Annotated in this window: 16 protein-coding genes; 15 read left to right on the top strand and 1 reads right to left on the bottom strand. The window is 68.9% G+C overall.

Annotation, left to right across the window (positions count from 1 at the left end; translation table 11 throughout):
• Nucleotides 1–55: 55 nt before the first annotated feature.
• The 12 genes from nuoE to AB0G15_RS02075 all read left to right on the top strand — a co-directional run bounded on the left by nuoE (nt 56) and on the right by AB0G15_RS02075 (nt 14,599).
• Nucleotides 56–718 (top strand): NADH-quinone oxidoreductase subunit NuoE, encoded by a 663-nt coding sequence (gene nuoE / locus AB0G15_RS02130; RefSeq protein ID WP_362834828.1) that lies wholly within the window; start codon nt 56–58, stop codon nt 716–718.
• A gap of 130 nt (nt 719–848) precedes the next feature.
• Entirely contained in the window at nt 849–2,135 is a 1,287-nt protein-coding gene (gene nuoF, locus AB0G15_RS02125) for an NADH-quinone oxidoreductase subunit NuoF (protein ID WP_362690194.1), read from the top strand.
• A gap of 67 nt (nt 2,136–2,202) precedes the next feature.
• The gene (locus AB0G15_RS02120) at nt 2,203–4,809 is read left to right on the top strand and encodes an NADH-quinone oxidoreductase subunit G (protein WP_362834606.1); all 2,607 of its coding nucleotides are present in this window, start codon (nt 2,203–2,205) and stop codon (nt 4,807–4,809) included.
• Nucleotides 4,809–6,158 carry an NADH-quinone oxidoreductase subunit NuoH gene (gene nuoH, locus AB0G15_RS02115; protein ID WP_362834604.1) on the top strand — a complete coding sequence of 450 codons (1,350 nt, stop codon included), beginning with the start codon at nt 4,809–4,811 and terminating at the stop codon, nt 6,156–6,158. The genes AB0G15_RS02120 and nuoH overlap by 1 nt, the downstream gene beginning before the upstream one ends.
• The gene (gene nuoI, locus AB0G15_RS02110) at nt 6,145–6,660 is read left to right on the top strand and encodes an NADH-quinone oxidoreductase subunit NuoI (protein WP_344747308.1); all 516 of its coding nucleotides are present in this window, start codon (nt 6,145–6,147) and stop codon (nt 6,658–6,660) included. Before nuoH ends, nuoI begins: the two co-directional genes overlap by 14 nt.
• Complete coding sequence (locus tag AB0G15_RS02105; protein ID WP_362834602.1) at nt 6,653–7,489, top strand: NADH-quinone oxidoreductase subunit J; 837 nt, start codon at nt 6,653–6,655, stop codon at nt 7,487–7,489. The genes nuoI and AB0G15_RS02105 overlap by 8 nt, the downstream gene beginning before the upstream one ends.
• Complete coding sequence (gene nuoK / locus AB0G15_RS02100) at nt 7,486–7,782, top strand: NADH-quinone oxidoreductase subunit NuoK (protein WP_329089089.1); 297 nt, start codon at nt 7,486–7,488, stop codon at nt 7,780–7,782. Before AB0G15_RS02105 ends, nuoK begins: the two co-directional genes overlap by 4 nt.
• Before the next feature lie 66 nt (nt 7,783–7,848).
• Nucleotides 7,849–9,711 (top strand): NADH-quinone oxidoreductase subunit L, encoded by a 1,863-nt coding sequence (gene nuoL / locus AB0G15_RS02095; RefSeq protein ID WP_362834826.1) that lies wholly within the window; start codon nt 7,849–7,851, stop codon nt 9,709–9,711.
• Nucleotides 9,711–11,306 carry an NADH-quinone oxidoreductase subunit M gene (locus tag AB0G15_RS02090; RefSeq protein WP_362834600.1) on the top strand — a complete coding sequence of 532 codons (1,596 nt, stop codon included), beginning with the start codon at nt 9,711–9,713 and terminating at the stop codon, nt 11,304–11,306. Before nuoL ends, AB0G15_RS02090 begins: the two co-directional genes overlap by 1 nt.
• A complete protein-coding gene (gene nuoN, locus AB0G15_RS02085; RefSeq protein WP_362834598.1) occupies nt 11,303–12,856 on the top strand; it encodes an NADH-quinone oxidoreductase subunit NuoN in 1,554 nt (517 codons plus the stop codon). The genes AB0G15_RS02090 and nuoN overlap by 4 nt, the downstream gene beginning before the upstream one ends.
• A 14-nt stretch (nt 12,857–12,870) precedes the next feature.
• Nucleotides 12,871–13,866, top strand: coding sequence for a polyprenyl synthetase family protein (locus AB0G15_RS02080; protein WP_362690212.1), 996 nt, complete (start codon nt 12,871–12,873; stop codon nt 13,864–13,866).
• 379 nt (nt 13,867–14,245) lie between these two features.
• Nucleotides 14,246–14,599 carry a MarR family transcriptional regulator gene (locus AB0G15_RS02075; RefSeq protein WP_362834596.1) on the top strand — a complete coding sequence of 118 codons (354 nt, stop codon included), beginning with the start codon at nt 14,246–14,248 and terminating at the stop codon, nt 14,597–14,599.
• A 75-nt stretch (nt 14,600–14,674) separates the two neighbouring features.
• On the opposite strand, the gene rarD is transcribed toward AB0G15_RS02075, so the two are convergent.
• Nucleotides 14,675–15,595: an EamA family transporter RarD gene (rarD, locus tag AB0G15_RS02070; protein ID WP_362834594.1), complete on the bottom strand. Its 921-nt coding sequence runs from the start codon at nt 15,593–15,595 to the stop codon at nt 14,675–14,677.
• 136 nt (nt 15,596–15,731) lie between these two features.
• Here rarD and msrA point away from each other — a divergent pair, with 136 nt between their 5' ends.
• The 3 genes from msrA (at nt 15,732) to AB0G15_RS02055 (ending at nt 17,629) form a co-directional block, all read left to right on the top strand.
• Nucleotides 15,732–16,394: a peptide-methionine (S)-S-oxide reductase MsrA gene (msrA, locus tag AB0G15_RS02065; RefSeq protein ID WP_362690221.1), complete on the top strand. Its 663-nt coding sequence runs from the start codon at nt 15,732–15,734 to the stop codon at nt 16,392–16,394.
• A gap of 615 nt (nt 16,395–17,009) precedes the next feature.
• Nucleotides 17,010–17,216, top strand: a complete 207-nt coding sequence (locus tag AB0G15_RS02060; protein WP_362834592.1) for a hypothetical protein — start codon at nt 17,010–17,012, stop codon at nt 17,214–17,216.
• The gene (locus tag AB0G15_RS02055) at nt 17,213–17,629 is read left to right on the top strand and encodes a PIN domain-containing protein (protein WP_362834590.1); all 417 of its coding nucleotides are present in this window, start codon (nt 17,213–17,215) and stop codon (nt 17,627–17,629) included. Before AB0G15_RS02060 ends, AB0G15_RS02055 begins: the two co-directional genes overlap by 4 nt.
• Nucleotides 17,630–17,878 lie beyond the last annotated feature (249 nt).

Raw genomic sequence — 17,878 nt, 5'->3', positions numbered from 1 at the left:
CTCGAACCGTGATGAGGACGCCGCCCGCGCGGGCGGCGAGGAGGTGAGCGCGACCGTGAGCAAGGGGTACGCGCCGGAGGTGCGGGAGCGCCTGGAGCGCGACGCCAAGGAGATCATCGGCCGCTATCCCAAGCCGCGGTCGGCCCTGCTGCCCCTGCTGCACCTGGTGCAGTCGGAGGACGGCTACGTCTCCGACGACGGCCACGAGTTCTGCGCCGAGATGCTCGGCCTGAGCAAGGCCGAGGTCGTGGGCGTCTCCACCTTCTACACGATGTACAAGCGCAGGCCGATGGGCCAGTACCACGTGGGCGTGTGCATCAACACGCTCTGCGCGGTCATGGGCGGCGACCAGATCTGGGAAGAGCTGTCCGAGCACGCGGGCGTCGGTCACGACGAGACGACCCCCGACGGCAAGGTCTCGCTGGAGCGGCTGGAGTGCAACGCCGCCTGCGACTTCGCCCCGGTGATGATGGTCAACTGGGAGTTCTTCGACAACCAGACCCCGGCCTCGGCCAAGCAGCTCGTCGACGACCTCAGGGACGGCAAGGAGATCTCGCCGACCCGGGGGCCGAAGAAGCTCTGCACGTTCAAGGAGGCCTCGCGGGTGCTCGCGGGCCTGCCCGACGGCCTGGCCGGCGACGGCCCCTCGGCGAACGGCCCCTCCCTGGAGGGTCTGAAGATCGCCAAGGCCAAGGGATGGAAGGCTCCGGAGGCGTGAGCGTGCCACGGCGTGGAGCCATCACGAGCGGGCGTGCCGGTCAGACCGGCGCGTGCGGGCGCAACGAGCGTGCCGGCAGGCACGGAGCGGCCTCGTCACGGAGCGACGGGCTGCCAGGCGAGGAGACGAAGTGACCACTCTCACCCCGGTTCTGACCGCGAACTGGGACCAGCCCAACTCCTTCACCCTGGAGGGCTACGGCGACTACTCGGCGGCCGAGAAGGCGCTGGGCATGGACCCCGACGCCGTCATCCAGGCCGTCAAGGACTCCGGACTGCGCGGCCGAGGCGGCGCGGGCTTCCCCACCGGCATGAAGTGGGGCTTCATCCCCCAGGGTGACGGCAAGCCGCACTACCTGGTGGTCAACGCCGACGAGTCCGAGCCCGGCACGTGCAAGGACATCCCGCTGATGATGGCCAACCCGCACTCGCTGGTCGAGGGCGTCATCATCACCGCGTACGCGATCCGCGCCAACCACGCGTTCATCTACGTGCGCGGCGAGGTCGTGCACGTCGTGCGCCGCCTGCAGGCCGCCGTGGCCGAGGCGTACGCCAAGGGCTATCTCGGCACCGACCTGTTCGGCTCCGGCTTCGACCTCGAGCTGGTCGTGCACAGCGGCGCCGGCGCCTACATCTGTGGCGAGGAGACGGCGCTGCTCGACTCGCTGGAGGGCTATCGCGGCCAACCTCGGCTCAAGCCCCCCTTCCCCGCCGTGGCGGGCCTGTACGCCTCGCCGACAGTGGTGAACAACGTCGAGTCGGTCGCGAGTGTTCCCTCCATCATCGCCAACGGCGCCGACTGGTTCGCCGGGATGGGCACGGAGAAGTCCAAGGGCTTCGGCATCTTCTCGCTGAGCGGCCACGTGACCACGCCCGGCCAGTACGAGGCCCCGCTCGGCATCACGCTGCGCGAGCTGCTGGAGATGTCCGGCGGCATCCGCGAGGGCCACCGGCTCAAGTTCTGGACCCCCGGCGGGTCGAGCACCCCGATCTTCACCGACGAGCACCTCGACGTCCCGCTGGACTTCGAGTCCGTCGGGGCGAAGGGCTCGATGCTCGGCACCCGGGCCCTGCAGATCTTCGACGAGACCACCTGCGTGGTGCGCGCCGTGCTCCGCTGGACCGAGTTCTACGCGCACGAGTCGTGCGGCAAGTGCACCCCCTGCCGGGAGGGCACCTTCTGGCTCAAGCAGGTGCTCAAGCGGCTGGAGAAGGGTCAGGGCACCGAAGAGGACCTGACCACGATCACCGACATCGCCGACAACATCCTGGGACGCTCCTTCTGCGCCCTGGGCGACGGGGCGACCAGCCCCATCCACTCGTCGGTGAAATACTTCCGCGACGAATACCTCAAGCACTTCGAGATCGGCGGCTGCCCGTTCGATCACGCCCCGTCCACGGTGTGGGGTGCCCAGTGAGCGCGCGGACCCCGGCAACCGGCAAGCACAGCACCGTCTCGGTCATGAGGCCGACGGAGGAGACGCCATGACCGTCGAAGCCACCACCCCGGCGCAGCAGGTGCCGGTGAACCTGGTCACCGTCACCATCGACGGCTTCCAGGTGAGCGTCCCGAAGGGCACCCTGATCATCCGGGCGGCCGAGCTGCTCGGCATCCAGATCCCCCGGTTCTGCGACCACCCGCTGCTGGAGCCGGCCGCCAACTGCCGCCAGTGCCTGGTGGACATCCCCGACGCCGGCAACGGCCGCGGCTTCCCCAAGCCGCAGCCCTCCTGCGCGATCGAGGTCGCCGAGGGCATGGTCGTCCAGACCCAGCTCACCTCCCCGGTCGCCGAGAAGGCGCAGCGCGGCGTGATGGAGCTGCTGCTCCTGAACCACCCGCTCGACTGCCCGGTCTGCGACAAGGGCGGCGAGTGCCCGCTGCAGAACCAGGCCATGTCCAACGGCCAGGGCGAGAGCCGCTTCGTGGAGAAGAAGCGGACCTTCGACAAGCCGGTCGCGCTCTCCTCCGAGGTGCTGCTCGACCGCGAGCGCTGCGTCCAGTGCGCGCGCTGCATCCGCTTCTCCGACGAGATCGCCGGCGACCCGCTCATCGACTTCTTCGAGCGCGGGGCCAAGGAGCAGGTCGCCACCGCCGACGGCCGCCCGTTCGAGTCCTACTTCTCCGGCAACACCGTGCAGATCTGCCCGGTGGGCGCGCTCACCGGCGCCGCGTACCGCTTCCAGGCCCGCCCGTTCGACCTGGTCTCCACGCCCAGCGCCTGCGAGCACTGCGCGAGCGGCTGCTCCCTGCGCACCGACCACCGGCGCGGCAAGGTCACCCGCCGCCTGGCCGGGGACGACCCCGAGGTCAACGAGGAGTGGAACTGCGACAAGGGTCGCTGGGCCTTCACCTACGCGACCCAGCCCGACCGGCTGAAGACCCCCCTCGTCCGTGACGAGGAGGGACGCCTGGTCCCGGCCTCCTGGCCCGAGGCGTTCGCCGCGGCCGCCAAGGGCCTGTCCGCCGCGCGCGGGCGCGCCGGCGTGCTGGTCGGCGGTCGCCTCACCGTCGAGGAGGCGTACGGGTACGCGAAGTTCGCCCGGATCGCTCTCGGCACGAACGACATCGACTTCCGCGCCAGGCCGCACTCCGAGGAGGAGGCGCGCTTCCTCGCGCACGCCGTCGCCGGCAAGGGCATCGAGGTCCGCTACGCCGACCTGGAGAAGGCGCCCGCGGTGCTCCTGGCGGGCTTCGAGCCCGACGAGGAGTCGCCGATCGTCTTCCTGCGCCTGCGCAAGGCGGCGCGCAAGAAGGGCCTGAAGGTCTTCTCGGTCGCGCCGTTCGCCGGCCCCGGGCTCGCCAAGATGGGCGGCACCCTGATCCCGGCGGTACCGGGCTCGGAGACCGCCGTCCTGGACGACCTCGCCGCCGTGGACGCGATCGCCGCCGAGGCGATCAGGCAGCCGGGCGCGATCATCCTGGCCGGTGAGCGGCTCGCCACCGTGCCGGGCGCGCTGTCGGCGCTGCTGCGGCTCGCCGACTCCACCGGCGCCCGCCTGGCCTGGATCCCGCGCCGCGCCGGTGAGCGCGGGGCCGTCGAGGCCGGGGCGCTGCCGAACCTGCTGCCGATCGGCCGCCCGGTCGGCGACGAGACCGCCCGCGCCGAGGTGGCCAGGGCGTGGGACGTCGCCTCCCTGCCCGAGAGCGAGGGCCGCGACACCACCGCCATGCTGGCGGCGGCGCTCGACGGCGAGCTCGACGCCCTCGTCATCGCCGGTGTCGACCCCTACGACCTGCCGGCGCCGCAGGCCGCACTGCTCGCCCTGGAGAACACCCCGTTCATCGTGAGCCTGGAGCAGCGCGCCAGCGCGGTCACCGACCGCGCCGACGTGGTGTTCCCCGTCGCCGTGGTGGCCGAGAAGTCTGGCACCTTCGTCGACTGGGAGGGACGCGGGCGCACCTTCGCCGAGGCACTCCCGGTTCCGGGGATCATGAGCGACCTGCGGGTCGTCTCCGCGATCGCCGACGCGATGGACGTGCACCTCGGCCTGCCCGACCCCGCCGCCGCCCGCCGCGAGCTCGGCTCGATCGGCGCGTGGCGCGGACCCAGGGCCGCCGCCCCCGACGCGACCGGCCGGGCCGCCGCCGGGCCGCAGGCCGGGGAGGCCGTGCTGGCCAGCTGGCACCTGCTGCTCGACGACGGCCGCATGCAGGCCGGAGAGCCGTACCTGGCGGGCACCGCCCGCCGGGCCGAGGCGCTGGTGTCGGAGTCCACCGCGGCCGAGTCGGGCCTGGTCGACGGCGGCGAGATCGTCGTCAGCGGCGAGCGCGGCTCGCTGAGCCTGCCCGTGCGGATCGCGGACCTGCCCGACCGGGTGGTGTGGCTGCCGGCCAACTCCGCGGGCCGCTCGGTCACCCGGGACCTGCGCGCCGTCGCCGGTGATGTGGTCAGGATCGGCGCCTCCTTGGGGAACGCCGCGTCCGACGGGGGCGCCGCCGTGGCGCCCGCCGCCGCGAGCCCGGTCACGCCGGGCTCGGCGAGCACCGTCGCGGGCATCGGCGCGGCCACCGACACCGGGTCCGACGAGCGTGCCACCGGCACGACGGCCGGCGAGGCACGCGCCGCCGGCGAAGCCAACGAGGAGCGGTAATGAACGCCCGGACTCTTCTAGCGGCCGATCCGAGCCTCGCCGACTTCGGCAAGGACCCGCTCTGGATCAGCATCATCAAGGCCGCCGTCATCTTCATCGTCCTGATGCTGGGCGTGCTGTTCGGCGTGTGGTTCGAGCGCAAGCTCATCTCCCGCATGCAGAACCGGTACGGCCCCAACCGGGCGGGCAAGTTCGGGTTGCTCCAGTCGGTGGCCGACGGTCTCAAGATGGGGCTGAAGGAAGACCTGATGCCCCGGACCGTCGACAAGGTGATCTACTTCATCGCCCCGGTCGTCCTGGCGGTCCCGGCCTTCCTCGCCTTCTCCGTCATCCCGATGGGCCCGATGGTCTCGATGTTCGGGGTGCAGACGCCGCTGCAGCTCACCGACCTGCCGGTCGCGGTGCTGCTGGTGCTGGCGATGGCCTCGATCGGCGTGTACGGCATCGTGCTGGCCGGCTGGGGCTCGCGCTCCCCCTACTCGGTGCTCGGCGGCCTGCGGGCCAGCGCCCAGGTGGTCTCGTACGAGATCGCGATGGGCCTGTCGTTCGTCGGCGTCTTCCTGTTCGCCGGGACCCTCTCCACCTCGGAGATCGTCGCGGCCCAGGCCAACGGCGGGACGCTCACGCTCTTCGGCCTGAACATCCCGCTGCCCTCCTGGTACATGATCCTGCTGATCCCGTCCTTCCTGATCTACATCATCACGATGCTGGGCGAGACCAACCGGGTCCCCTTCGACCTGCCCGAGGGCGAGGGCGAGCTGGTCGGCGGCTTCCAGACCGAGTACTCCAACTCGTTGAAGTTCGCGGTCATCATGCTCGCCGAGTACGTCAACGTCTTCGTGGTCTCCGCGGTCTCCATCACCCTGTTCATGGGCGGCTGGCGGGCCCCGTGGCCGATCTCCATGTGGGACGGGGCCAACACCGGCTGGTGGCCGCTGCTGTGGTTCTTCCTCAAGATGGTGCTGGTCTTCTCCTTCTTCGTCTGGTGCCGCGCCTCGCTGCCGCGCGTCAGGTACGACCAGCTGATGGCCCTCGGCTGGAAGATCCTCATCCCGGTCAACCTGGCCTGGATCATGCTCGTCGCCACGGTCAAGGCCCTGCGGCTGGACAACGTCGACCAGTCGGTCGTGTTCATCGTGCTCGCGGCCGTGCTGATCGGCTGCTTCGGGATCTGGTGGCGTTTCGACAGCGTGCTGCAGAGGCGCAAGGAGGCCAGGGCCGCCCAGGTCCAGGCCGAGTTCGAGCAACTCCAAGCCGAGCCGTCCGCCGGTGGCTTCCCGGTGCCGCCGCTCGACCTGCCGCACTACCACGGTGTAGCGCGCAAGGAGGTTCCCAGTGGGAGCAACTGATTGGCTGAATCCCATCAAGGGATTCGGCGTGACCTTCCACACGATGTTCAAGAAGGTCGAGACGGTCAACTACCCCGAGGAACAGCGGCCCACGGCCCCGCGCTTCCACGGCCGGCACCAGCTCAACCGCTGGCCCGACGGCCTGGAGAAGTGCGTCGGCTGCGAGCTGTGCGCCTGGGCCTGCCCGGCCGACGCGATCTTCGTCGAGGGTGCGGACAACACCGACGAGGAGCGGTTCTCGCCGGGTGAGCGCTACGGGCGCACCTACCAGATCAACTATCTGCGGTGCATCCTGTGCGGCCTGTGCATCGAGGCCTGCCCGACACGGGCGCTCACGATGACCAACGAGTACGACCTCGCCGACAGCAGCCGTGAGAGCCTCATCTACACCAAGGAGATGCTGCTCGCGCCGCTCGGCCCCGGCATGGAGGTCCCGCCGCACCCCATGCGTCTCGGCGAGACCGAAGAGGACTACTACCGGCTGGGACGCAACAATGGGTGAGACCATCACGTTCTGGGTTCTGGCGGTCGTCTCGGTGGGGGCGGCCTTCGGGCTCGTCTTCAGCCGCAAGGCGGTCTACTCGGCGCTGATGCTGGGCGTCGTCATGCTGTCGCTGGCCGTGCTGTACGCGGTCCAGGACGCCCCCTTCCTCGCCGCGGTGCAGATCATCGTCTACACCGGCGCGGTCATGATGCTCTTCCTGTTCGTCCTGATGCTCGTCGGCGTCGACTCCGCCGACTCGCTGGTCGAGACGATCAGGGGACAGCGTCTGTGGGCGTTCGTCGCGGGCCTGTCCTTCGCGGTGCTGCTCGCCCTGGGCGTCGGCAACGCCGTCTACGCCCCGCCCACCGGTCTCGCCAAGGCCGTCGAGGGCGCGGGCGGCAACGTGCCCTCCCTGGCGCAGCTCATCTTCACCAGGTACGTCTTCGCCTTCGAGGTCACCTCGGCGCTGCTGATCACCGCCGCGCTCGGCGCGATGGTGCTGGCACACCGCGAGCGCGTCCGGCCCAAGGCCACCCAGCGCGACCTGGCCCGCGCCCGCTTCACCGGCCCGCAGCCCTCGCCGCTGCCGGGGCCCGGCACCTACGCGCTGCACAACGCGATCGACATGCCGGCCCTGCTGCCCGACGGCACGGTCGCGGAGAAGTCCATCAACCGGGTGCTCGCCAGGCACGAGATCGAGGACGGCTTCGCGCCGACCGACCCGGCGAAGGCGGCGCTCATCAAGCAGGTCCTGGAGAAGGAGGCGGCGCAGGGCCGTGACTCCGGCCGGGACGACGAGCCCGTCCATGTGAGGGACGCGGCACTCCAGCAGGAGGACGGCAAGTGACCACTCACTACCTGGTGCTCTCCGCGCTGCTGTTCGCGATCGGCGCCGTCGGTGTGCTGGTGCGGCGCAACGCGATCGTGGTGTTCATGTGCGTGGAGCTCATGCTCAACGCCTGCAACCTCGCGTTCGTCACCTTCGCCCGGCAGCAGGGCAACCTGGACGGCCAGATCATCGCGTTCTTCGTGATGGTGGTGGCCGCGGCCGAGGTCGTCATCGGCCTCGCCATCATCGTGATGATCTTCCGAACCCGCAGGTCCGCGTCGGTGGACGACGCCAACCTGCTGAAGTACTAAGAGGTGGCCGTGGAACCCGCTGAGATCATCCAGCATTCCGGGGGCGTGATCGGAGTCTCCTGGCTCATGATCGCACTCCCGCTGCTCGGCGCCGCGGTCCTGCTGCTGGCCGGGCGTCGCTCCGACCGCTGGGGTCACCTCCTCGGCGTCGCGATGTCCCTGGGCGCCTTCGTGGTGGCGGTCGTCGCCTTCGTCGAGATTCTCGGCCTGCCCCCGGCCCAGCGCCGCCTGGGCGTCCCGCTCTACCAGTTCATCCCCGGCGTCGCCGACATGGGGCTGCTGATCGACCCGCTGTCGATCAGCTTCGCCCTGCTGATCACCGGTGTGGGATCGCTGATCCACATCTACTCGATCGGCTACATGTCGCACGACGTCGACCGGCGCCGGTTCTTCGCGTACCTGAACCTGTTCGTCGCGGCGATGCTCCTGCTGGTGCTGGCCGACAACTACGTCGCCCTGTTCATCGGCTGGGAGGGCGTGGGCCTGGCCTCGTACCTGCTCATCGGGTTCTGGCAGTTCAAGCCCTCGGCGGCGGCCGCGGCGAAGAAGGCCTTCATCGTCAACCGCGTCGGCGACTTCGGCCTGCTGATCGCGATCTTCACGATCTTCACGACGTTCGGCACGGTCGCCTTCGGCGAGCTGTCCGGCGCGACCGTGAGCGGGGCGATCTCCTCCGGCGGCGCCTCGCAGGGCACGATCACCGCGATCGGCCTGCTGCTGCTCCTGGGTGCCTGCGGCAAGTCGGCCCAGCTGCCGCTGCAGTCGTGGCTGCTGGACGCGATGGAGGGCCCGACCCCGGTCTCGGCCCTCATCCACGCGGCGACCATGGTCACCGCGGGCGTGTACCTGGTCGTCCGCTCGGGCGCGTTCTTCGAGGCCGCCCCGACCGCGCAGCTCGTCGTGACGATCGTCGGCGTGGCCACGCTGCTCGCCGGTGCGATCATCGGTTGTGCCAAGGACGACATCAAGAAGGGCCTCGCGGGCTCGACGATGTCGCAGATCGGCTACATGATGCTCGGCGCGGGCCTCGGCCCGGTCGGCTACGCCTTCGCCATCGCGCACCTGATCGGGCACGGCTTCTTCAAGGCCAACATGTTCCTCGGGGCGGGCTCGGTCATGCACGCCATGAACGACGAGGTCGACATGCGCAAGTACGGCGGCCTGTTCTCGGTGATGAAGGTCACCGCGGCCACCTTCATCGTCGGCTACCTCGCGATCATCGGCTTCCCGCTGCTGTCCGGTTACTTCACCAAGGACGGCATCATCGAGACGGCCATGCACCACAACCCGATCCTGGGCTGGCTCGCGGTCCTGGGCGCGGGCATCACCGGCTTCTACATGTCGCGGATGGTCTTCATGACCTTCTTCGGCAAGAAGCGCTGGGCCGACGACGCGCACCCGCACGAGTCGCCCTCCGTGATGACCGTGCCGCTGATCCTGCTGGCGATCGGCTCGATCTTCCTGGGCGCCTTCATGATCCTGGACAACCGGCTCATGAAGTTCCTCGCCCCGGCGGTCGGCCTGCCCGAGGAGCTCCCCGGGTTCCACCCCTTCAGCGTCCCCGGCCTGGCCACGCTCGCGCTGGTCGCCGTCGGCGTCATCTTCGCCTGGACCCGCTACGGCTCCGCCGAGGTGCCCCGGGTCGCCCCGCGCGGTTCGTTCGTCACCACCTTCGCCCGCCGTGACCTGTACGGCGACGCGCTGAACGAGGCGCTGTTCATGCGCCCCGGCCAGTGGCTGGCCCGCATCGCGGTGTTCTTCGACAACCGCGGCATCGACGGCCTGGTCAACGGCCTGGCGGCGGGGATCGGCGGGACCTCCGGGCGGCTGCGCCGCATCCAGACCGGCTACGTGCGGTCCTACGCGTTGTCCATCCTCTTCGGTGCCGCCGTGGTCGTTGGCGCGCTGCTCTACGTAGGGAACATGTGATGCCCTGGCTCTCGACCCTGATGGCCGTGCCCGTTCTGGGCGCGGTGGGTGTCTCCCTTGTCAAGAGTGACAAGCTCGCCAAGCAGCTGGCCCTGGCGGTCTCGCTGGTCGTGCTGGCGCTGACCGGCGTCCTCGCGGCGCAGTTCGACCCGGCCTCCGGGACGCGCTTCCAGTTCGCCGAGGTCTACGAGTGGATCCCGCGCTTCGGCGTCCACTACGGCGTCGGCGTCGACGGCATCGCCCTGGTGCTGATCGCGCTGTCGGCGATCCTCGTGCCGATCGTGATCCTCGCCTCCTGGCACGACGCCGACGGCTCCGGGGCCGAGGCCCCGCCCAAGCGGTCGGTGAAGACCTACTTCGCGCTGCTGCTGGTGCTGGAAGCGATGATGATCGGCGTCTTCGCGGCGACCGACGTCTTCCTGTTCTACGTCTTCTTCGAAGCGATGCTCATCCCGATGTACTTCATGATCGGGTCGTACGGCGGGGCGCAGCGGTCCTACGCGGCCGTGAAGTTCCTGCTGTACTCGCTCTTCGGCGGCCTGCTCATGCTGGTCGCGGTGATCGCGCTCTACGTGGTCGCCGGGAAGAACACCTTCATGTTCCCCGAGCTGATCGCGGCCGTCCAGGACCCGACCACGCAGAAGTGGCTCTTCGCGGGCTTCTTCATCGCGTTCGCGGTCAAGGCGCCGCTGTGGCCGTTCCACACCTGGCTGCCCGACGCCGCCGCCCAGGCCCCGGCCGGCGCCGCGGTGCTGCTGGTGGGCGTGCTGGACAAGGTCGGCACGTACGGGATGCTCCGCTTCTGCCTGGAGCTGTTCCCCGAGGCGTCGAAGTTCTTCACCCCGCTGGTGATCGTGCTGGCGGTCGTGGGCATCGTCTACGGCGCGATCGTGGCCATCGGCCAGACCGACATGAAGCGCCTGATCGCCTACACCTCGATCTCGCACTTCGGCTTCATCGCGCTGGGCGTCTTCGCGATGACCACGAACGCGGGCGCGGGCGCCACGCTCTACATGGTCAACCACGGCTTCTCGACCGGCGCGCTGTTCCTGATCGCCGGCTTCCTGATCTACCGCCGGGGTTCCAGCCGGATCGCCGACTACGGAGGCGTGCAGAAGGTCGCCCCGCTGCTCGCGGGCACCTTCCTGATCGCCGGCCTGTCCGGGCTCTCCCTGCCGGGTCTGTCCACGTTCGTCAGCGAGTTCATGGTCCTGCTCGGCACCTACCAGCGCTACCCGGTCCCGGCGATCATCGCGACCAGCGGTGTCGTCCTGGCGGCCGTCTACATCCTGTGGATGTACCAGCGCATGATGACCGGCGCCCCGAAGGAGCCGGCGTACGCCGTGCCCGGTTCCCCCGAGGAGGCGGCGCACGTCCTGCCCGACTCCCCGAAGAAGCCGGCGCTGAGCCTGCCCGACCTCAACCTGCGCGAGATCTTCGTGGTGGCCCCGCTGGTCGCGGTGCTCCTCGTGCTGGGCTTCTACCCCAAGCCGGTGCTTGACGTGATCAACCCCGCGGTGGACAAGACGCTCAGCAGTATCAACATCGAACAGCCCAAACCCGCCGTGGCGGACCAGAAGGGGGCCGGGCAGTGAACGACGCCATCATCCAACCCCCGACGATCGAGTACGCGCTGCTGTCGCCGATGCTGCTCGTGTTCGGCGCGGCCATCATCGGCGTGCTGATCGAGGCGTTCGCGCCCCGCTACCTGCGCAAGTCGATCCACATGCCGCTCACGCTGCTGGCCCTGGTCGGCGCGTTCCTGATGACCGTGCTCAACGCCGTCAACGGCCTGCCGGACGCCCCGGCGGCGATGGGCTCGGTCGCGGTGGACGGTCCCTCCCTGTTCATCTGGGGCATCATCCTCGTGCTGGCCCTGGTCAGCACGCTCCTGATCAACGACGAGGAGCAGTTCGTCGCGCAGGCGGCGGCGGTGCCGGGCAGCCCCGACGAGGAGGACGCGATCCTCAGCGGGTACGCCCAGACCGAGGTCTACCCGCTGCTGCTGTTCTCGGTCGGCGGCATGCTGCTCTTCGCCTCCGCCAACGACCTGCTGATCATGTTCGTCGGCCTCGAGGTCATGTCCCTGCCGCTGTACCTGCTCTGCGGCCTGGCCCGCCGTCGCCGCCTGCTCTCGCAGGAGGCCTCGGTCAAGTACTTCCTGCTCGGCGCTTTCTCCTCGGCCTTCTTCCTGTACGGGATGGCCCTGATCTACGGCTACGCCGGGTCGGTCGACCTGCGGGCCATCAGCGACTCGCTCAGCTCGGTCAGCGGCCAGGAGACCCTGCTGCTGATCGGCACCGCGATGCTCGGCATCGGCCTGCTCTTCAAGATCGGAGCCGCGCCGTTCCAGGCGTGGAAGCCTGACGTCTACCAGGGCGCGCCCACCGCGGTCACCGCCCTGATGGCCTCCACCGTGCTCGTCGCGGCCTTCGGAGCCGTCCTCAGGGTCTTTTGGGTGGCTCTGGGCGGTCTTGAGTGGAACTGGAAGCCGGTCATGTGGGGCGTCGCGATCCTGACGATGATCGTCGGCGCGGTCCTGGCCATCACCCAGACCGAGATCAAGCGCATGCTCGCCTACTCCTCGATCGCGCACGCGGGCTTCCTGCTCACCGGCATCGTCGCGGTCGGCGCCGCCGAGCAGAACGCCCAGGCCCTGTCGGCCATCCTGTTCTACCTGGCCGCGTACGGCTTCACCACGGTCGGCGCCTTCGCGGTCGTCACCATGGTCCGCGACGCGGGCGGCGAGGCCGGGCACCTGTCCCGGTGGGCCGGCCTGGGCAAGCGCTCCCCGATCCTGGCGGGCATCTTCGCCTTCTTTCTGCTCGCCTTCGCCGGCATCCCGCTCACGAGCGGTTTCTTCGGCAAGTACGCCGTCTTCTCGGCGGCGGTCGCCGGGGACGCCCTGCCGCTCGTCGTCGTGGGTGTGGTCAGCTCGGCGATCGCGGCGTTCTTCTACGTCCGCGTCATCGTGCTGATGTTCTTCAGCGAGCCCGCCGCCGACGGGCCGTCCATCGCGGCTCCCACGGTGGGCACCTCGGCTGTGGTCGCCCTCGCGGCAGCGGCTACGGTAGTGCTCGGGGTCTTCCCGCAGCCGGTGCTCGATCTCGCGGATCAGGCTGCGTCCGCGCTGTTCATTCGCTAGAGGAGTAACGTTTCATGGCTGCGCCACCGGTTGTTGATCTTCCGTTCGTCGACGAGCGGCTGGCGCAGGACGTCGCGACCGGACTGGCAGAGGTCGAGAAGCTGTTGCGGTCCTCGGTGCAGAGCGACGACGCCTTCGTCACGGAGGCGTCCAAGCACCTCATCGAGGCCGGCGGCAAGAGGTTCCGGGCCATGCTGGCCCTGCTCGCCGCCCAGTTCGGCTCGCCGCAGGCCGCGGGCGTGGTGCCCGGGGCCGTGGTGATCGAGCTGACCCACCTGGCGACGCTCTACCACGACGACGTGATGGACGAGGCCCCGGTCCGCCGGGGCTCCCCGTCGGCGAACGCCCGCTGGGACAACACCGTGGCCATCCTGACCGGCGACTACCTGTTCGCCCAGGCGTCGGAGATCCTCGCCGACCTCGGTGCCGACGTCATCAGGATCCAGGCCCAGACGTTCTCCCGCCTGGTGCGCGGCCAGATCCGCGAGACCATCGGCCCCCGCCCCGGTGACGACCCGGTAGCCCACTACATCGGGGTGCTGGCCGACAAGACCGGTTCGCTGATCGCCACCTCCGGCCGGTTCGGCGCCATGCTCAGCGGGGCCTCGCCCGAGGTGGTCGAGCGGCTGACCCGGGCCTGCGAGGCCATCGGGGTGGCGTGGCAGCTCGGCGACGACCTGCTGGACGTCGCCTCGGAGACGGTCGAGTCGGGCAAGACGCCCGGAACCGACCTGCGCGAGGGCATCCGGACCCTGCCGGTTCTCTACGTCCTCGCCTCGGACGCCCCCGAGAGCGCCCGCCTGCGCGAGCTGCTGGCCGGTCCGGTGGCGGAGGAGGACATCGAGGAGACCCTGGGTCTGCTCCGCGCCGACCCCGCCATGGGACGCGCCCGCGCCGAGCTGCTCGCCTGGGCCGACCGCGCCCGCGAGGACCTGGCGAGCCTTCCCGACATCCCGGCCCGCGCCGCCTACCTGGCCCTGTGCGACTACGTGGTGGAGCGTTCCGGCTGACCACCGCCTGCCCTGCGTCGTTTTCCCCGTGTCGTTTCCTCGGCGCCGCTTTCCCGGCATCGTGATCACGTCGTGGACGGTCCGGCCGGCCGTCGCCCGCCAGGCGGTGTGCTACCTCCTCGTGGAGTGGTCCGGCCGGCCCCGTTAACCTGGAACCGTGCGACCACGTCGTGAAGCGTTCCGGCCGGCCACCGCAGGTATGATCATCCGGCTCTTCCACCCGGTCTGACAGGGTTTATCGTATGTTTTTCACGATATTCGTTGCATGTAAAAGCAAATATTGTATGTGCATGTAGACTCCTGCCGATAGAACACTCCAGGAGGAATCACCATGTCGTGGGATCGTTTCGCCCTCTTGCACGCGCGTGTGGAGGCGGAGTTGACCAAGGCACTCCAGCGCGGACACGGCCTCGGGCTGTCGGAGTACCGCGCGCTGGGACGGCTCGCCACCGCCCCCGGCGGCTGCATGCGCATGCAGGAACTCGCCGAGTCCGTGGGACTCAACCAGAGCTCGGTGACCCGTCTTGTCGCCCGTCTCGAGGAGGCCGGGATGACCCGGCGCGACCTCTGCTCGGACGACCGCCGCGGCGTCTACTCGGTGATCACCGACGAGGGGCGGACCCGGCTGGCCGCGGCCACGCCCACCTACGAGCGCTCCCTGGCCGCGGCCCTGGAGCAGGCCGGCATCGACCCGGACCTCACCCCGCTGGTCCTCGCCGTCCGCGGCTCCTGACCCCCGGTTGACCCCCGGTCGCCTCGGCGCGGTCGTTTCGCGGCCCTTGGCGCCACCATGTGGCGCCAAGGGGTCTTATGCGGGTTCTTGTACGGGAACGGGATCAGGGGCCGTCCGGCGGGCCTGGGCGGCCGTCCGGAGGCTGTCCCAGGTGAAGACCGACAGCGCCAGCCAGATGACGCCGAACCCCAGCCAGCGACTGGGCGGCATGACCTCCCCTATGACGAACACGCCGCACAGGAACTGCAGTATCGGGGCGATGTACTGCAGCAGGCCGATCGTGGTGAGCGGTATCCGGATCGCGGAGGCGGTGAAGCAGAGCAGCGGGACGGCGGTGACCACACCCGCCCCGGCCAGCAGGAGCGCGTGGCCCGCCCCCGCGTTGCCGAACGTGCTCGTCCCCTGCTGTCCCAGGTAGACCAGGTAGCCCAGCGCCGGGAGCAGCAGCACCAGTGTCTCGACCGTCATGCTCTCCGCGGCGCCCACCCCGGCGATCTTCTTGACCAGCCCGTACGTGCCGAAGCTGGCGGCCAGCACCAGCGCGATCCACGGCGGACGCCCGTAGTCGACGGTCAGGACGACCACCGCCACCGTGCCCAGCCCCACCGCGACCCACTGCCACCGTCGCAGCCGCTCCTTCAGCAGGAACACCCCGAAGAGCACGCTGACCAGCGGGTTGATGAAGTAGCCGAGCGCGCTCTCGACCACGTGCCCGCTGTTGACGGCGTAGATGTAGAGGCCCCAGTTGACCGTGATGATCATCGCTGCCAGGACGAGGAGGCCGAGCTTCCGCGGGGTGCGCAGGAGCTCGCGGAACCAGGACCAGTGGCGCCGTACCGCCAGGATGGCGACGACGGCGACCAGGGACCACGCGATGCGGTGTGCCAGGATCTCCAGGGCGGCCGAGGGCTTCAGGAGCGGCCAGTACAGCGGGAACAGGCCCCACATGCTGTAGGCGGCGATGCCGTACAGAACTCCACGGCGCGTTTCAGGCATGATGCCTATCTTCGCTCCTTACCAGATTTAATACAATTTAGTAGTACTTTCCGCTCTGTTAAGAGAGTCTTACGGGAACACGGGGAGGTCGCCGGCGGTTGCCTCCTGGTGAGAACGTGTCAGGAGGAGGTTCACAATGGGCTGGTTGTTCGGCAAGGACAAGACGACGATGGTGTCCCCGGAGAACGCGCTCCCGGGCCGCCCCACGCCGATCACGGCACCCGGCCGCCACGCGGTCCTCGACGCCCCGCTCGCTCCGCCCTACCCCGAGGGGAGCGAGATCGCCGACTTCGGCCTCGGCTGTTTCTGGGGCGCCGAGCGCATCTTCTGGCAGACCCCGGGCGTGATCACCACCTCGGTCGGCTACGCGGGTGGCTACACCCAGAACCCGACCTACGAGGAGGTCTGCACCGGCCAGACCGGTCACACCGAGCTCGTCCGCGTCGTCTTCGACCCCGCCAAGGTGTCGTACGAGGAGCTGCTGCGCGTCTTCTGGGAGGCCCACAACCCCACCCAGGGCATGCGCCAGGGCAACGACGTCGGCACGCAGTACCGCTCGGCGATCTACTTCCACTCGCCCGAGCAGGAGAAGTCGGCCCTCACCTCGCGTGACGCCTACCAGAAGGTGCTCACCGAGTCGGGCTACGACCCCATCACCACCGAGATCGCCCCGGCGGGGGACTACTTCTTTGCCGAGGAGTATCACCAGCAGTATCTGTTCAAGAACCCCGGCGGCTACTGCGGGATCGGCGGGACCGGGGTCAGCTGCCCGGTCGGCCTGACCTCCGGCGAGGCGTAACGTCGTTGGAGGCCTTGGCGATGGAGCCATGGCCTCCTTCCCGGCCTTTTGAGGCCTGACGGCAGCCGACTCAAAGAAGCCCGTGATCCTTCGCCCATCGGGGAAGTTCGCTTCCGGTGCAGGGAAGACGCATCCCAGTGGCTCTCAAGGCATCCGCACGCCCAGCGGGTCATAGCCGCGATCACCGGCTCGGGCCTGTCGAGTGTCGCCTGGAAGTGGCGGCCGGGTGCCCTGTCACGGTGTTCCAGCGCATAGTCGCCTTCGCCCTCGTGCCATACCTGGATGAAGACCTGGATGAAGACTTGGGCGGAAGCGCTTGCCGGGCACACGGCTTGCGAAGGTCGTCGGCTACCCGGCGTCTGTTCGTGATCGAAGTCTCTCGCGGAGGGTTCCCTCATGGCGCAATGCGCCGAACAGCCGCTGCGGTACCAGCGTCAAGCCAGGTGAACCATCCGAGTGAATTCCTGCCAGACGAGACGGGTCCGACCGGAAGGAGCTCGCCGGGTGCTGCCCATAGGGCACACACCGATCTTTCAGATGCGGGCCATCTCGCTACACGGTCTGCATCACGGCTCGGCCGTGTGCGTTCCGGTGGTGTCTGGTTACACTCGATACATGAGCGTGATGCGTGAGGAGCTTCACCATCTGGTGGACCGTCTGCCCGAGGAGAAGGTGGCCCCACTGCTCCGCTTTGTCCGAGACCAGCTGGACGAACAGCCCGTCGTCCGTGATCTTCCGTTCATCGGAACGCTTGAGGCTGAGCCGGATTTCGCGGAACGCTCTGAAGAGATCTTGCGCTCGGAGGACAATCACTCTTCGTGATTGTCATTGATTCAGGACCTTTGGTTGCAGCGGTCAATATCCGGGACAACTATCACGAACTCTGCGCCAGGCTTCTGCGGACTCATCCAGGTCCGCTTCTTGTTCCCGCCACCGTTGTCACGGAAGTCTGTCAGCTCATCGAGAAGCGTCAGGGGAGCAAAGCGGAAGCGGCTTTCCTGAGGTCTTTCCAATCTGGCCTGGTTCTGATTGATATCACCAACGAAGACCTGAGCCGGATGGGTGATTTGGTTGAGATATATGCCAATCTTCCCTTGGGTGCGGCTGACGCCTCCGTGATCGCGGTGGCTGAGAGGCTTGAGCTGGCTGAGGTGGCCACACTCGATCGTCGTCATTTCACCGTCGTACGTCCCCGGCACGTAGACGCGTTCACCCTCTTGCCCGAGCGGCTCTGAGCGTAGGACTGAGGGATCATCGCCGGCGGCATTCGGACGGATCGGTCATTGCGGGGGCGGTGGCACCAGCGTCAAGCTAGGTAACCCATCAGAGTGGGCTGGGGCTGCCAGACGGTCCTGACGGGCGCGGAGAAGTGAGCACGGCAGTGGGAGACTCTCGTGCGGACTCACGGCGGTACCGGGACGTCTGCATTTTCGGCCTTATGGCCGGTGAGGCGTGACCTGCCCTGACACGTAGTCTGGCCCGGG

Origin of the sequence: Streptosporangium sp. NPDC023825 (assembly GCF_040639575.1) — a bacterium.
In the GTDB taxonomy this organism is placed as follows: Bacteria; Actinomycetota; Actinomycetes; order Streptosporangiales; family Streptosporangiaceae; genus Streptosporangium.
This window is presented reverse-complemented; position numbering and strand designations above follow the sequence as displayed.

Coding starts and splice junctions, on each gene's coding strand:
- AB0G15_RS02120 (WP_362834606.1), top strand. CDS start 2,203: ATGACCGTCGAAGCCACCACCCCGGCGCAGCAGGTGCCGGTGAACCTG.
- nuoH (WP_362834604.1), top strand. CDS start 4,809: ATGAACGCCCGGACTCTTCTAGCGGCCGATCCGAGCCTCGCCGACTTC.
- AB0G15_RS02105 (WP_362834602.1), top strand. CDS start 6,653: ATGGGTGAGACCATCACGTTCTGGGTTCTGGCGGTCGTCTCGGTGGGG.
- nuoL (WP_362834826.1), top strand. CDS start 7,849: ATGATCGCACTCCCGCTGCTCGGCGCCGCGGTCCTGCTGCTGGCCGGG.
- AB0G15_RS02090 (WP_362834600.1), top strand. CDS start 9,711: ATGCCCTGGCTCTCGACCCTGATGGCCGTGCCCGTTCTGGGCGCGGTG.
- AB0G15_RS02080 (WP_362690212.1), top strand. CDS start 12,871: ATGGCTGCGCCACCGGTTGTTGATCTTCCGTTCGTCGACGAGCGGCTG.
- rarD (WP_362834594.1), bottom strand. CDS start 15,595: ATGCCTGAAACGCGCCGTGGAGTTCTGTACGGCATCGCCGCCTACAGC.
- msrA (WP_362690221.1), top strand. CDS start 15,732: ATGGGCTGGTTGTTCGGCAAGGACAAGACGACGATGGTGTCCCCGGAG.
- AB0G15_RS02060 (WP_362834592.1), top strand. CDS start 17,010: ATGAGCGTGATGCGTGAGGAGCTTCACCATCTGGTGGACCGTCTGCCC.